This window comes from uncultured Chloroflexus sp., from assembly GCF_938091255.1.
In the GTDB taxonomy this organism is placed as follows: domain Bacteria; phylum Chloroflexota; class Chloroflexia; order Chloroflexales; family Chloroflexaceae; genus Chloroflexus.
Genome location: NZ_CALLJH010000047.1, coordinates 1 through 15,410 on the forward strand (window position 1 = coordinate 1; position 15,410 = coordinate 15,410).

General features: G+C 58.7%; 12 protein-coding genes. 9 read left to right on the top strand and 3 right to left on the bottom strand.

Annotation, left to right across the window (positions count from 1 at the left end; translation table 11 throughout):
- Nucleotides 1-594 precede the first annotated feature (594 nt).
- Entirely contained in the window at nucleotides 595-2,334 is a 1,740-nt protein-coding gene (locus tag Q1A00_RS15305; RefSeq protein ID WP_299757638.1) for a DUF3352 domain-containing protein, read from the bottom strand.
- 177 nt (nucleotides 2,335-2,511) lie between these two features.
- Between Q1A00_RS15305 and Q1A00_RS15310 the strand changes: the two genes are divergently transcribed.
- Nucleotides 2,512-3,489 carry a DUF4349 domain-containing protein gene (locus Q1A00_RS15310; protein WP_299757641.1) on the top strand — a complete coding sequence of 326 codons (978 nt, stop codon included), beginning with the start codon at nucleotides 2,512-2,514 and terminating at the stop codon, nucleotides 3,487-3,489.
- Between the two features lie 62 nt (nucleotides 3,490-3,551).
- Here Q1A00_RS15310 and gyrB read toward each other — a convergent pair whose 3' ends face one another.
- Both gyrB and Q1A00_RS15320 read right to left on the bottom strand, forming a co-directional pair.
- Nucleotides 3,552-5,462, bottom strand: coding sequence for a DNA topoisomerase (ATP-hydrolyzing) subunit B (gene gyrB, locus Q1A00_RS15315; RefSeq protein ID WP_298406016.1), 1,911 nt, complete (start codon nucleotides 5,460-5,462; stop codon nucleotides 3,552-3,554).
- A 71-nt stretch (nucleotides 5,463-5,533) separates the two neighbouring features.
- Nucleotides 5,534-6,376 (bottom strand): hypothetical protein, encoded by an 843-nt coding sequence (locus tag Q1A00_RS15320; protein ID WP_298406013.1) that lies wholly within the window; start codon nucleotides 6,374-6,376, stop codon nucleotides 5,534-5,536.
- A gap of 389 nt (nucleotides 6,377-6,765) precedes the next feature.
- Between Q1A00_RS15320 and nusA the strand changes: the two genes are divergently transcribed.
- From nusA to Q1A00_RS15360, 8 genes are all read left to right on the top strand, one after another.
- Nucleotides 6,766-8,094, top strand: a complete 1,329-nt coding sequence (nusA, locus tag Q1A00_RS15325; RefSeq protein WP_298406011.1) for a transcription termination factor NusA — start codon at nucleotides 6,766-6,768, stop codon at nucleotides 8,092-8,094.
- Nucleotides 8,095-8,098: 4 nt separating this feature from the next.
- Entirely contained in the window at nucleotides 8,099-8,425 is a 327-nt protein-coding gene (locus Q1A00_RS15330) for a YlxR family protein (RefSeq protein ID WP_298406009.1), read from the top strand.
- A 127-nt stretch (nucleotides 8,426-8,552) separates the two neighbouring features.
- Entirely contained in the window at nucleotides 8,553-10,766 is a 2,214-nt protein-coding gene (gene infB, locus Q1A00_RS15335) for a translation initiation factor IF-2 (protein ID WP_299757646.1), read from the top strand.
- Between the two features lie 71 nt (nucleotides 10,767-10,837).
- Nucleotides 10,838-11,221, top strand: a complete 384-nt coding sequence (gene rbfA / locus Q1A00_RS15340; RefSeq protein ID WP_298406005.1) for a 30S ribosome-binding factor RbfA — start codon at nucleotides 10,838-10,840, stop codon at nucleotides 11,219-11,221.
- Entirely contained in the window at nucleotides 11,208-11,828 is a 621-nt protein-coding gene (locus Q1A00_RS15345) for a methyltransferase (RefSeq protein ID WP_298406003.1), read from the top strand. Before rbfA ends, Q1A00_RS15345 begins: the two co-directional genes overlap by 14 nt.
- Nucleotides 11,825-12,829, top strand: a complete 1,005-nt coding sequence (locus Q1A00_RS15350; protein ID WP_298406001.1) for a bifunctional oligoribonuclease/PAP phosphatase NrnA — start codon at nucleotides 11,825-11,827, stop codon at nucleotides 12,827-12,829. The genes Q1A00_RS15345 and Q1A00_RS15350 overlap by 4 nt, the downstream gene beginning before the upstream one ends.
- Complete coding sequence (gene truB / locus Q1A00_RS15355; RefSeq protein WP_299757651.1) at nucleotides 12,822-13,700, top strand: tRNA pseudouridine(55) synthase TruB; 879 nt, start codon at nucleotides 12,822-12,824, stop codon at nucleotides 13,698-13,700. Before Q1A00_RS15350 ends, truB begins: the two co-directional genes overlap by 8 nt.
- A 145-nt stretch (nucleotides 13,701-13,845) precedes the next feature.
- Nucleotides 13,846-15,072, top strand: coding sequence for a DHHA1 domain-containing protein (locus Q1A00_RS15360; RefSeq protein WP_298405997.1), 1,227 nt, complete (start codon nucleotides 13,846-13,848; stop codon nucleotides 15,070-15,072).
- The last annotated feature ends 338 nt before the right edge of the window (nucleotides 15,073-15,410 follow it).

The window sequence follows — 15,410 nt, forward strand, 5'->3', positions numbered from 1 at the left end:
CCCTCCCCCACGAGGGGGGAGGGCTACGGATACGGCGGCGGGGGGAGGGCTACGGACGACGGCGACGGGGGGAGGGCTACGGCGACGGCGACGGGGGGAGGGCGACGGCGACGGCGACGGGGGATGCCCCCACCCCCAGCCCCTCCCCCACGAGGGGGGAGGGGGGGAGGACGCATTGTGTAGGGCGGAATTTATGCCGCCCCTTGCAATCTGTTGAGCGCGATGGCTGCCCCCCCCACCCCCAGCCCTCCCCCACGAGGGGGGAGGGCTACGGATACGGCGGCGGGGGGAGGGCTACGGACGACGGCGACGGGGGGAGGGGGAATGGTTCTCGCTCTGACTGCGATCTGGTGGGGTAAGGGGAAAATGGTAAATTGGGATCGCGGACGTCCCGCTTGCAGCAGTCACAAAGCATAGGGCGCAGGTTGTGCCACCACCGCAGCGTGTCCCGTGCGACCAACGTCCCGCTTGCAGCAGTCACAAAGTATAGGGCGCAGGGGCGCATAGACGACTTCACATAGCCGTTCTTAGCGACCCGGTTGGCATTGATGTCACGAGGCGCAGGGCGTAGAGGCGCGCAGACAACCCCACTCCCTACGGCTCGATACTCAACAACAGGGTACCTCTCATCGCACCGCGATCGTCGAGGCTAGGAGTGCCGCTGCTGGTGATGGCGCGGAAGGGTGCTAACCGCCGTTCGGTATCGGGATCAACTGGACTATTGCCGAGCCGGTTGGCGAGATCGCGGGCAGCATTGAGGTTCACGTAAAATACACCACTATTCGGTGACGGCAACGCCTTTAGGGCATTAGTGTAGGTGGCAAAGCTGGCCAGCTTCTGTTCCGCGCCGAAGGCCGCTTCCATTGCTTGCCGGCCTACGGCGATCACCAGATCGTTGCCGTTGAAGCCGTAGCCAAAGAAGAGATCGCTCTCTTCAAACGCTTGCACCTGCGTGCGTCCCAGCGATGTCTCTGTGAAGCGGAGGCCGATCAAGTCTTCTAACAACTCCGTCAACCGTTGCATACCGCGCTGCGCAGCCACCTGATCGGCAACGCGCAGGGCAAAGTAGCCACCTGCCGGCAGACTACGACTATCGTTTGGCAACACGGCAATAACCGCCTCGCCGAAGAACCAGTCAAATAGGTCACGGTCGAGATCGAGGTTGAGACTAGTTTCCAGATTGCGCAGGGACGAATCTACTTCAGCTTGATTGCGTAACTGTTTGCCCCAGTCAGCGGGAATGCTGAAGCTGAATACGCCGATCGCGGCGCTGCTCACGTTACTGGCCCGTTCAGGTGAAACGGTGGGTCGGAAGTTGCGCAGTTGCTCGCGTACATCATTGCTCAGCCGAGTTTGATCGAAGACCGTTACTGCATCGAAGCGTAGACCGCTCTCGATCACTGCCATTGTGAAGCCAACGCCTCGCATGGCCTGTGCCGCTGATCGGATATCGGCAATGGTTGGATTGCTCTCATCGAGCGAGCCTGACTCGAACAAGCTCTCAACAAAGCGCGCCAGTGCTTCCCCGGCAATGTAGATTGTGCCGATCCGGTCATTCGGCAAACTTTGGAGCACGGCTTGGAACTGCGCGTTGCGGGCCAGCGTGCTCTCGCTGCGTTGCTCAATCAGTTTCATGATGCTAGCCGCGTTGTTGGCAAAAACTACCATATTCCGCGCTAGCGCAAAAGCGGCGAACGGCGTTTCATCGCTCTCGCTGGCATAGATAGTTACGCCGCCGGTTGTACTGTTGGTAAAACGCTCGCCTTGCCCTTCGCGGAAGGTGCGTTGTTTGTCAAGGAAGGCTTGCGCGGCGCGTTGATCGCGGGTCGCTACGATCAGCAGCACATTGGCGTTGCTGAGGTCAACATCTTCCAACGGGTCGAGCGTTGCTGGCGGGTTGAATGGATTGGTCGATTCGCTTATGGCGCGGCCAAGCTGATCGATCGGTAATCCGTAGACGGCTACCGCTGCTTCGGGGCCGATCCATGGCGCGATGTCGTCAGCAAACGTTACGCCGAAGCGTTCTTGTAGAAAATCGGCGGTTTCGTCGGTGTTTTGATAGTCGAAGGTTTCGGGGAAAGCTTGCTGTAACCGGTTAATGTTGGGTAGATCGCTCAGATTAGGCGTAATCGCGGCGTAGAGTTGGGTTTCCGCCGGTAATAATTCGGGGATCGCACTTGCCCGTTGAAAGAGGAGATTGAAAGCTAGCGCGCTAGCGCCGATTACTATCAAGAGCATGCCTACAGTGATGCCACCAATAATTAACAGCGTGTTGCTGCTACGGCGCGTAACGGTTGGCGCGGGTGGTAATGAAAACGGGTCGGGTGCGGTCATGAATTTCCTCCTTGGCGAAAATGAACCGGTTGTAGAAGGGAATACCTTACCTGTTCTTCCTTACGTATGTCGTGAGGAAAAGTTTCATCATTCGACCGGGAACCAAATCCCGCTCTGTGCCGTTGCTATCATCAAACACCGGTTATCAGCAGATTCTCAGGTTCGAGGGAGTATCGTATGGCACGGCTGGTGATGATCATGATGGTGGCAGCGGCGTTTGTGCTGGCGGCGTGCGGTGCGTCGGTTCAAACAGCGCCACCGGAGCATGCTACTGGGGTTGAAAGCGGAGCGGCGTTGAGGGTGCCACCACAAGGCGCGCTGGTGAGCGGTGGGGCGGGAGAGGCGGCGCCAGTGGAAGCGGTTGTTCCGGCGGCAAATACGGGTCTTGAAGCGAGTGGCGATCGTGCCAATGCGCCGGCTGAAGGGAACCAATTGCAGTACGGCTCGCGAATGGTCATTCTGACCGCACATCTGGCGATGGAGGTTGAGTCGGTTGATCACGCCGAGGCGCAACTGCGCACTATTGTTGATCGGGCCGGCGGCTATCTATTGCGCGTGCGCACAAGTGGCGAAGGTGAGCGCAAAACGTCGTACATCTCGTTCCGTGTGCCTTCCGAGCGCTTCGAGCGGGTGTTATCCGATGCTGAGGGGATCGCAAAGCGGGTGATCAGCCGTGCAGTTGATGGCGAGGATGTTACCGAGCAATATGTCGATCTAGAATCGCAGTTGCGTAACCTTGAGGCGACCCGCGAGCGGCTCAATGCCTTGCTCGAACGGTCTGGCACGCTCGAAGAGACGCTGCGCGTCCATCAGGCTATCAGCGAGGTACAGGGCCGGATCGAGCAGGTGAAAGGTCGCATGCGCTATCTCGAACAGAATACAAATTACTCGACAATAACTGTCGAGCTTCATCCATTTGCTGCATCGTCCAAAGCAGAGCCGAAAGCGGAATGGGATCCGGGTACAGTGCTAAGCCAGCAGATCGAGCTTGTACTAGCGTTCTTTCAGAGTATTCTCACCTCACTGATAGTGATAGCGGTCTGGTCACCCGTCTGGTTAATCCTGCTCCTGTTGATCATCTGGTTCTGGCGAGTGGGGCAGAACATGTTGTACCGCGAACAGCGACTAGCCTCTCACTCATCAGATACTCGATAATCTTTCACAAGCAGACTGGCGGTCATTGGTGGGGCGACACCCACGTCGCCCCGTTCAACGTATCAAATGTCTAGCTCCACTACCTCGTTGGCGTGGGTCTGAATAAACCGGCGACGTGGTGGCACCAGATCACCCATCAGCATCGTGAACGTCTCATCGGCGCGAGCCGCGTCTTCTAGCGTCACCTGCAAGATCACCCGGTTCTGCGGGTTCATCGTCGTTTCCCAGAGCTGCTCAGCGTTCATTTCACCCAGCCCTTTGTAACGCTGGATTTCAACTTTAGTGCCGGGCGGCAACTTGCTTAGGTAAGCGTCTCGCTCGGCGTCAGAATAGGTATAGACCTGCTCGCGCCCGTGCTTGATCCGGTAGAGCGGCGGTTGGGCGATGAAGAGGTGGCCGTTAGTGATGAGCGGGCGCATATGGCGGAAAAAGAACGTCAGCAAGAGCGTGCGAATATGGCTACCATCCACATCAGCGTCGGTCATCAGGAAGATGCGGTGATAGCGCAGCTTGCTCAGATCAAACTGATCGCCAATCGAGGCGCCGATAGCGGTAATCAATGCCCGCACCTCAGCATTCGACAGCATACGGTCAAGCCGGCTCTTCTCGACGTTCAGAATCTTGCCGCGCAGCGGCAGAATCGCCTGAAAGCGGCGATCGCGCCCCTGCTTAGCGGTGCCGCCGGCGCTATCACCCTCGACGATATATAGCTCGCAGCGGGCCGGATTGGGGTCTGAGCAGTCAGCCAGCTTGCCGGGCAGTGAAAAGCCTTCCATCGCGCTCTTACGCGCCGTCTCGCGCACCTTCTGCACGGCAAGGCGGGTGCGGGCCGCCGAAATCGCCTTCTCGATAATCCGCCGCGCCTCGGTAGGGTTCTCGTCGAGCCATGCGCTGAAGGCGTCGCCGAAAACCGTCGCCACTGCGCTAGCCGCTTCGGGGCTGACCAACTTCTCTTTGGTTTGCGACGAGAACTGGGGGTCTTTCAGTTTGACACTAATGACCGCCGTCAAGCCCTCGCGTACATCGTCACCGGTGAGATTGCTTTCATTCTCTTTCAGCAACCCTTTGGCACGGGCATAGGTGTTTATCACGCGCGTCAACGCAGTACGGAAACCCGACAGGTGGGAGCCGCCATCCGAGTTGTTGATATTGTTGGCGAAGGTGTAGACGTTATCCGTGTCGAACGAATCGGTGTACTGCAACGCTATCTCAACCATCACCTCATCAACTACTCGCTCGACATAAAACGGCTGACGGTGCAAAACGGTCTTATCTTTGTTGAGATGACGGACATACGAGACAATCCCACCCTCGAAATAAAAATTGAGTTCACGGTTAGTGCGCTCATCAACAAATTTAAACCGCAGTCCCTTGTTGAGATAGCTCATCTCGCGGAAGCGTTGGGCCAGCGTATCGAAGTTATAGTCGAGGGTTTGGATGATCGACGTATCGGGTAGAAAGCGAGTGGTGGTGCCGTGGCGGTCGGTCGGTTCGAGATCGATCACATCAGTTACCGGTACGCCGGCCCGGTACTCTTGATAGTAGTGGCGGCCATTGCGGTAGACATCCACCCGCATATACGACGAGAGGGCATTGACTGCCGACACGCCGACGCCGTGCAAGCCGGATGAGACCTTGTAGCCACCGCTGCCAAACTTGCCGCCAGCGTGCAAGCGGGTCATGACTAGCGTGAGGGTGCTAATGCCTTCTTTGGGATGAATCCCGACCGGAATGCCAGAGCCGTCATCGCTCACCGTCACCGAGCCGTCGCGGTGAATCGTGACGCTGACGCTGGTCGCGCGCCCGGCCATGACCTCATCCACCGAGTTATCAACCACCTCGCGCACCATGGTGTGCAGGCCGTTGATGTCGGTGGGACCGATATACATGCCGGGGCGCTTGCGGACGGCTTCCATGCCTTCCAGCACCTGAATCTGGCTTTCGTCGTAGGTTGCCGGAGTCTCGTTCGTCATCGTTTGTGTTCCTTAAGCAAGATATAGCGGAGCGCTCGGCGCGCCTCGGTTCGTAAAGAACGGTTTTGGCGTTACATCTTGGCGTGATACTGGTAAAACTGCAAGCGTGCGGCGCGGATGCCGCTGCCGATATAGGCGTTGCCAACAATAGCCGGCGCCAGCCAACCCGGTTGGCTGGCCATTGCCCGCCAGAGATAGCCGAATCCAAATTCAATCACGGTGCAAATCGCTAGAAAGGTGGCGATCGAAAACCAGCGCTGGCGGGCGAATTGCCAACTTGCCCGCAATGCAGCGAGTGGCCCGTGTCGCTGGAGCGTAATAATCTCTGGCGTGAAGCCAAAGATGATCAGCCCGATCAGACCAAGCGCGATCCAACTGGTGAAGAAGAATGGCGTTATCGCTGGCATGATCGATACTATCGCAATGGTGAGCGCGAGCAGCGGCGCCAAGATGCCAAGCCCAATACCAATTGCGCCGGTGAGCCGGATGCCGATCGCGACGCTTTGCGCTAACGTTGTTCGCAGCCATGGCCGCTCTTGGTGCATCAGTTGGCGGAGCGATGCCAGAAAGATGCTGCTGAGCGCGAGCGCAACGGCGTTTAACCCAATCACCGCTAACCCAAATTGCCCGCCTGAGAGTATCAACGGCGGTGGGGTGATTGCCTCCGCCCCCGGTGTGAGGAGCGGGATCAGATTCGTGAACACGAGCAGAGTGCGCGCATCAATTGCGTGTAAGGTGCCGAGCCACTGCGCCATGATGCTCTGGTCGCTGGCTGGGTGGAGTGCCAAGGTGATCGCACTGCCGAGCCAGAGGTATGCGCTCAACCCAATTGAGAAGAGCAATATGAATGGCTGGCGGTGAACAGTGGCATAACCGGCAGCCAAGGCGTCAATAACATAGAATGGTTGGCGCATGCGTTTCGCTCGAATGGTTGCTCGCATCATCACACGCTATTATACCACAGATCGCCCGCTGGCATTGCTGATTTTCGCACGCATGTTCGATTGATGGGGCGAAAATCCGTTCAAAAACGGTTTGCAAAAGCCGATCGGTGGTGATATACTTGACGTGTAGAGTCAGGTTGCCTTAACCGTGGGCATGGGCAACCGCCTGCTTGACACTCGCTGCTGTCGAAATGGGCGACAGTCTCATCAGGCCGTTCAGGGAAGCGCGATGAACCGTCTGTGAGTACCGCTAGAAAGCCGCTTCCGCTGCTGTTGCAGCGGTCTGGCGCAGCAGTCTGCATTGTTCGAGTGGAAAGTGGGTCATACCCACTTTTCTTATTGTCAGGCGAGTTATAGCGATGAAAAGCGATTTTTACGCGGCGATTACTCAGATTGCATCCGAACGCGGTATTCCGAAAGAAGCCATCATTGATGTGATGGAGCGCGCGTTGGTCAGCGCGTATAAACGCCTGCTCGGTCCCAACCCGCCGACCGTTGAGGTGATGGTGAAGCTCGATCCGGTGAGCGGGGTGGCGCGGGTCTACGCCGAAAAACAGGTGGTTGACGAGGTGTACGACGAGCGATTTGAGATCGATCTCGAGGCTGCGCGCCGGATCAAGCCCGATGCTCAGATTGGCGAGACGGTGCTGGTCGAGAGCACGCCGCGCGATTTTGGCCGGATCGCGGCTCAAACCGCCAAGCAGGTGGTTTTGCAGGGAATTAAAGAGATCGAGCGGAATTATGTCTATAGCGAGTTTGAGAATCGTGAGGGTGAGTTGCTGACCGCTACCGTGCAGCGCAATAATGGCCCGCGCGGCAATGTCATCCTCGAACTAGGTAAAGCCGAGGCCGTTATTCCGCCCAAGGAGCAGGTTGCGAACGATCGCTACTACCACGGTCAGCGCCTGAAGGTGTTGTTGGTTGAGGTAAAGAAGGATGATCGCGGCCCGCGTTTGATCGCCTCGCGCGCGCACAAGAATTTGATCAACCGCCTGTTTGAGATGGAAGTGCCGGAGATTTACAACGGTGCGGTTGAGATTAAGTCGGTGGCGCGCGAACCCGGTCTGCGCACCAAGGTCGCTGTCGCCGCTCGCCAAGAGGGGATCGATCCGGTTGGGTCGTGCGTGGGGATGCGCGGCATCCGCATTCAGAATATCGTGAACGAGCTGAATGGCGAGAAGATCGATGTTGTGCAGTGGTCATCCGATCCACGCGAGTATATTGCTAATGCGCTCTCGCCGGCGCAAGTGGTGGAGGTGCATCTGCATGATCACGACCATACCGCGCTGGTAATTGTGCCCGATAAGCAATTGTCGTTGGCGATCGGCAAGGAAGGCCAGAATGTGCGGTTGGCGGCCAAGCTGACCGGCTGGCGGATCGATATCAAGAGTGCTACAGCCTTGCTTGAAGAGGAGCGGGCGGCGGCTGAAGCGCGTGCTGAAGCTGAAGCCGAACAGATGGCGATCGAGGCCGAATTGGCGAGCGCGCCGGTTGAACAGCGGGTGGTGCAGGCCGATGGCACGATCCGCTATCGCGGTCATCGCTATGGCCCACTGGGCAATGATCTAGTTGGCCAGACGGTACAGGTACGGGCAACCTCGCAGAAGATCTTTATTTACTACAACGATCGCCTGTTCGCTTCCTACATCTTGCTGGAAGGCGGGCAGGCTTCGCCCGATGAGGAGTGAGGCGATGGCGGCCAAAGTCACGTCTGGGGTGGTGCGTCCGCGCCATGTGCCGCAACGCACGTGTATTGTTTGCCGGCAGAGCGACGCCAAGCGCGCATTGATCCGCTTGGTGCGCGATGCAACGGGGCGGGTAGCGATCGATCCGACCGGTAAGCGGCCCGGACGTGGAGCGTACCTTTGCCACAACCCTGAGTGCTGGTCACAGGCTTTGCGCCGCCACGCGGTGGAACGCGCGTTGAAGATTGCCGCGCTACATCCCGATGACCGGGCGATGATTGAACAGATGGGGCGGCAATTGCTTCAGGAGACGATGTCAACGGCGTCTTCTTGAGAAGTGTTCGGCTGCATTGGCACCTTGCTGAAAGCTTGCTGCCGCCGGCGCCGTTGATGTTCGTGCGCCTAAGCTTAATGGGAGAACGTCCGCTTGAGCGATGCTCTCCCCAGAAAGGGAGTAGATAATGAGTGATAAACCACGACGCGATACAGGCGGTACGGGAACGGGCAGTGGTCGTAGCGCCGGCCAGCCGGGTGGCAGCCGAACGACAAATGGTGCGCCGGCGAGCGGTGCTGGCCGTAACTCGAACCCGCCGGCAGGGGGGAACCGTCCACCGGCGAATCAGTCATCCGGTCGTCCAGCGCCCTCTGGGCGCGGCTCGTCGCCGGCGTCGTCTGGGCGCGGTGCGCCGCCGGCTACCGGTGGCCCTCGGAGCGGTGGCGCTCCAACGCCTCGTGGCGGCAGCGCTCCTCCGCCTGCGCCGGCCCGTGGTAGCTCGAATGCCCGCAGTGGCCGCTCGCAGCAGTCTCGTGGCCGTCCGCAACCCGAAGAGCGCGAGCGCGATAGCGCCCTGCGCCGTCCGCAAACACCGCCGCCGGCCCGTCCCGTAGTGCGTCCGCGCGGCCCGGTGGCGTTGCCGCCGATTATGACAGTGCGCGAATTGTCAGAAGCGACCGGAATTGGCGCTGCTGATATTCTGAAGGCGATGCTGAAGGCCGGGATGATCGCGAATATCAATCAGCAGATTGATTATGAGACGGCAGCGTTGATTATTAGCGATTTTGGTATTGAAACGACTGAGATTGTGCCCGAACAAATGGCGGGCATTGTCGAAGATATTAAAGAGGTGTTAAAGTCCCAACCACCGGAAGAGATGCGTCCGCGTCCGCCAGTGGTGACGATTATGGGCCACGTTGACCACGGCAAGACGAAGTTGCTCGATGCGATTCGGTCGACTCGTGTGGCTGAGGGTGAGGCCGGTGGGATTACCCAGCATATCGGCGCTTATCAAATTGAGGTTAACCATCGTAAGATTACCTTCCTCGATACACCCGGCCACGAGGCGTTCACTGCGATGCGCGCCCGCGGCGCTCAGGTGACCGATATTGTCGTACTGGTGGTGGCCGCCGACGATGGCGTGAAGCCGCAGACTGAAGAGGCGATTGCTCACGTCAAGGCCGCTGGGGTGCCGATGATTGTGGCGATTAATAAGATCGATCTGCCAACGGCGAACCCTGACCGGATTAAGCAGCAGTTGGCGGCGATTGATGTGATTGTTGAGGAATACGGCGGCAATGTGCCGTGCGTTCACGTTTCGGCCCGCCAGAAGATTAATATCGATGGCTTGTTGGAGATGATTTTGCTGGTGGCCGATCTTGAAGATCTGCGCGCGAACCCCAATGCGCCGGCAGTGGGAACGATTATCGAGGCGAAGCTCGATAAGAACCGTGGCCCGGTAGCGACGGTGTTGATCCAGAATGGCACGCTCCATCTCGAAGATAATGTACTGGTAGGTAGCGTCGCCGGTAAGATCAAGTCGATGTTTAGCGATAGCGGCAAGCGTCTGCGCCACGCCGAACCCTCGACGCCGGTTGAGATTGTCGGTCTGGAAGGGGTACCACAGGCTGGCGATATCTTGCAGGTGATGGACGATCTGGTGGTGGCGCGTGAAATCGCTTTGCAGCGCCAGCGTCAGCAGCGCGCTGAGGCAATGGCGGCCAGCGCCCGTGGTACCAGCCTTGAAGAGCTGTTTGGCAAGGTGAAGCAGGGTCAGGTGAAGGAACTGAACCTGATCTTGAAGGCTGATGTGCAGGGGTCGCTTGATGCAATCGCGCATTTGATCGAGCAGTTGAACCAGTCGCAGAGCGAAGTGCAGACGCGCATCATCCACCGGGGCGTGGGTGCAATTACCGAGGGTGATGTCAACCTTGCTTTGGCTAGCCACGCGATTATCATCGGCTTTAATGCCCGACCTGACCCGGCGGCTCGTCGCCACGCCGAGCAGCACGGGATTGATATTCGCTTCTACAATATCATCTACCAACTGCAAGATGATTTGAAGAAGGCAATGGCCGGTATGCTCGCACCGACCTTCAAAGAGGTGGTTGAGGGCTATGCCGAAGTGCGCACGACCTTCCGTTTACCGACTCGCGAGATTGTCGCCGGCGTCTATGTTACCGACGGTAAGATTACTCGCACCGGCCAGAATGTGCGCGTGTTGCGCCGTGGTGTGGTGATCCACGACGGCAAGATTTCGTCGCTTAAGCGCTTCAAGGACGATGTGCGTGAGGTGACTGCCGGTTACGAGTGTGGTTTGATTGTGGAAGGCTTTAATGACATCGAAGCCGGTGATGCGCTTGAGTTCTATCGTCAAGAGCAGGTGGCGGCGACGTTGTGAGTGGCAGAGCACCGCGTGCTATGCTGCCGAAAGGACACAGCGCGCGGTGCCTGTATAAGGTAGGATGAGATATGTCAAAACAACGCTTGCAACAAGTAGCCGATACGATGCAACGCATCCTCGGCGAGGTGATTCAGAAAGAATTGAAAGATCCGCGGGTTGGATTTGCTACGGTGACTCGTGTTGAAGTGAGCGCCGATTTGCAGCATGCGAAAGTGTATATTTCAGTGATGGGCACGCCGGAAGAGCGTGAGGCGACTATGGCTGCTCTTAACCATGCCCGTGGCTTTTTGCGCAAACGACTGGCCGATGAGATGGGCTATATGCGCTTTATTCCTGAATTGCGCCTTATCCAAGACACATCGCTTGATTACAGTATGCACCTTGAGCAGGTGTTCCGCGAAATCCAGCACGAGCGGCTGGTTAATCCGCCCAAACTCGATGATGAGCAGTGATGCCGTCCCGTTCGATCCATATTATAAGAAGCGGATTGCCTATTCGTTGCGTGGCCAGCAGTTTGCGTTCGATGTGGGCCATACTATCTTTTCGTCATTTCAAGTCGATGAAGGCACCGATCTGCTGTTGCGTCTGATTGAACCGGCGCAACCCAACCCGCAGCGCATCCTCGACCTTGGCTGCGGCTGCGGTGTGATCGGGATTTGCCTTGCCCGCCGCTTTCCCCACGCTGATGTGACCCTCGTTGATAAAGATCTGCTGGCGGTGCGGTATGCGCGCCACAACGCCGAACTCAACGCGACGCCGAATGTGCGCGTGTTGGGGAGTGTGGGCTTGAGCGATGCGCCACCCGGCCCCTACGATTTGATCGTCTCAAATATTCCGGCTAAAATCGGCGATTACGCAATTGAACATGAATTTGTGCTTGCACCGTTGCGCCAGTTGCGTCCCGGCGGCGAGTATTGGTTTGTGGTGGTGAGTGGTTTGAACCATCTCATTCCGCGGCTGGGGCCGCGCCACAATCTGCGCCTGAAAGAGGTGAAGAAGCGTGCCGGCCATTCGGTGTACCGGATTGTGGCGCCGGCGTCTACTACCGGAGGGTTATGATCTACGCTGATCCGCAACAGGCCGCCGGCCCGATCCGCGATGCGCTGGCTGGCGCGCAGCGTATTTTGCTCCTCAGTCACGTTAATCCTGATGGTGACGCGATCGGTTCGTTGCTGGGCACGATGCATGTCTTGCGCGCGTTGGGCAAAGAGACCATCGCTTTAGCGTCGTCGCCGCCGCTTAACTATTGCGCCGTGTTGCCCGGTTATGATGCGCTGCGCGTCTATCACTCAGGCGAGGACCTGCCAGAGTGCGATTTGATCTGGATGGTTGATGTCGCCCATCTGTCACGCGCTGGCGCAATCTATGATGAACATCAGGCAGTGTTGACGTCCCGTCCACTAATTATTGTCGATCATCATGCAACCAACGATGGCGGTGGAACAGTCAGCCTGATTCGCGCGCAAGAGCCTTCGTGTGCCGAGGTGCTGGTCGATCTGTTTGCGGCACTGGCATGGCCGCTCTCACCTGACGCGGCAACGTGTCTGTTTTTGGGTATGATGACCGATACCCAAAGTTTTCAGACCCCGAACGTCAACCCGGCAACGCTGCGCCGCGCAGCGATGTTGCTTGAGGCTGGGGCCGATAAGCAGCGGGTGATTGATGCGGTCTTTTTCTCGATCCCGCCGGCGACCTTGCGCTTGACTGGCATGGCGATGGCCCATTTGCAGCAGGAAGATGGCATCTTCTGGACAGTGGTGACACAGGAGATGTTGCGCGCCGCTGGCGCCGAGGAGCAGGCGACTGATGATACCGTGAGCCGGTTGCAGCGGGTGGCTGGTATGCGCGCGTGTGTTCTCTTCCGTGAGCGCCCTGACGGTACGGTCAAGGTGAGTTTACGTTCGGTGCCCGGCGTTGATGTAGCTGCGGTTGCTCGGATATGGGGTGGTGGTGGCCACCGGCAAGCGGCAGGGGCGACGTTGCAGATGAGGCTAGACGCAGCAGTGGCAGCGGTGTTGCCAGCGTTACGACAAGCGGTAGAGCGACAGAATCATGGCTGAGCTGATTGGATTTTTGGCGGTTGATAAGCCAATTGGTCTGACCTCACACGACGTAGTGGCACGGGTACGCCGGTTGGTGGGGCGGACGGTGAAGGTAGGCCATGCCGGGACGCTCGATCCGGCAGCTACGGGGGTGTTACCGGTGGCTTTAGGCAGCGCCACCCGCTTGATCGATCAACTGGTAGAGGCGCGTAAAGGCTATGTGGGAGTGGTGCGGCTGGGAGTGCAGACTACCACCGATGACGCCGAGGGCGAGACACTCGCGACCAAACCGGTACCAGCATTGACAACGAGTGAGCTTGACGCAGTGCTCGACCGGTTTCGTGGTGACATTCTGCAACAGCCGCCGGTCTTTTCTGCCCTCCATATCGATGGTCAACGGGCCTACGCCCTAGCTCGCTCCGGCAACGACGTTACCCTTGCGCCGCGCCGGGTGCAGATCGACCGGCTCGAGTTGCTGGCGTGGACGCCGCCCGATCTGACGATTGCAGTTGAGTGCGGCAAAGGCGTCTACATTCGCGCGCTGGCCCGCGATATTGGCGCTACGTTGGGTTGTGGCGCGCATCTGGCTGCCTTGCAACGCACCTTCGTCGGCCCATTTCGGCTCGAACGGGCCGTACCGCTCGCCACACTGACCGACCGTTCAGTGGTGATCCAGCACCTGTTACCGCCAGAAACGGTCGTCCTCGATTGGCCAATCCTTCAGCTCAATGAAGCCGATGCCCGCCGAGTGCGGCATGGTATAGCGATACCGGCGCACGATGGTACTGAACACTGCGCTCGCGCCCACGATCCCGCTGGCCGTCTGATTGCCTTGCTCCGGCGTGATGGTGCGCGTTGGCAGCCGGTGAAGGTGTTTGCAGGGGAATAGGAAGCAGGGGTTGGGGAGTGGCGGCGGTTCGACTACGGCAATATAGAACGGGATGCAACTACAGTGTGCGGCAGTGGAACTGCCGCATTTCTGCTATTATCAATAAGCTTATTAATGGCCATATCGTTGAAACCCTACTCAACCCATGAACGAAACCCTTCGCCTCTACTACGATAACCCATACCTTACCGAGTTTACTGCGCAGGTCATTGCGGTCGCTAAACGCAATAGCCATCCGGCGCTGGCGCTCGATCGCAGCGCATTCTACCCAGAAGGGGGTGGTCAGCCGGCTGACCGAGGTTGGTTATCCGCCACCACTGCACCGCATCGTTGGGAAGTGGTTGATGTGCAGAGCGACAATGGCACAGTCTGGCATCTGCTCGCAGGGAGCGATAGCTGGCCAGAAGGAGGTATGGCCGTTACCGGTCAGATCGATTGGGAACGCCGGTTTGATCACATGCAGCAGCATTGCGGCCAGCACATCTTAACCGCTGCCTTCATCGCCACTTGCAATGCGCCAACGGTTTCGTTTCACCTCAGTGAACGCAGTGTGACCATTGATCTAGCGGTGAACGAGCTTAGCGAAGCGCAGGTGCGCGCGGCTGAAGCATGGGCGAATACGGCGGTCTGGCGGAATTTGCCAGTGCAGGCTCGGTTTGTGTCGCCAGACGAACTCGATCGTATCCCGTTACGCAAGCCGCCGGCAGTCAGCAACAATGTGCGGGTGGTCAGCATCGGCGACATTGACCATTCGGCGTGCGGTGGCACCCACCCAGCACGCAGCGGTGAAGTGGGTGCAATTGCAGTGTTGGGGTGGTCGCGGCAGCGCGGTATGATTCGGGTTGAGTTTGTCTGCGGCAGGCGAGTGATTGCAGCGCTGCACGAACGTGATGCGGCGACCCGAGCCGCGGCGGCAACGCTGAGTGTAGGATGGGCCGAGTTGCCGACTGCGGTGTCTCGCTTGCAAGAGACGCAGCAGGCCCTGCAACGCGAACTGGCGCAAACTCAACGCGAGCTCGATGCGCTGCGCGCGGCACAATGGTACGCGCAGACACCGGAGAGCAATGGTCGGCGCATTGTGACGGCTACGCTGCCCACGGCCACCATTGAACGGCTGCGCACCATTGCCAACTTCATCGCTGAGCTGCCCGGTGGCATTGCGATCATCGCTGGCGGTGAAGAGCGGGTGCAGGTGGTCGTGGCCTGCCATCCTGACACTGCTGTTGATGCACGCGATGTACTGGCGGCAGGGATGGTTGTATTGGGTGGGCGTGGTGGTGGTCAGGCCCGTTTGGCTCAAGGCGGCGGCGGGCAACAGGCGGCATTGGCGGCAGCGATAGCGGCGATGCGTGAACGGGCTAGTCACGGGTAGAGAGGGAGGGTTGATACAAGGCGCTGTGGGTTCGTGCAATGACGGCTATCCATACCACGCAATCATGTAGACACGCAATCATGTAGAGACGTTGCACTGCAACGTCTCTACGTATACCGTGTAATGACATATCCCCTCCCCCCGTCGCCGTATCCGTCGCCCTCCCCCCGTCGCCGTATCCGTCGCCCTCCCCCCGTCGCCGTATCCGTAGCCCTCCCCCCTTGTGGGGGAGGGCCCCCCTTGTGGGGGAGGGCCCACGCGACCACCGCATCGCCCAACGCCGTCCGTAGTCCGCAGCCCTCCCCCCTCCCCCCTCGTGGGGGAGGGGCTGGGGGTGG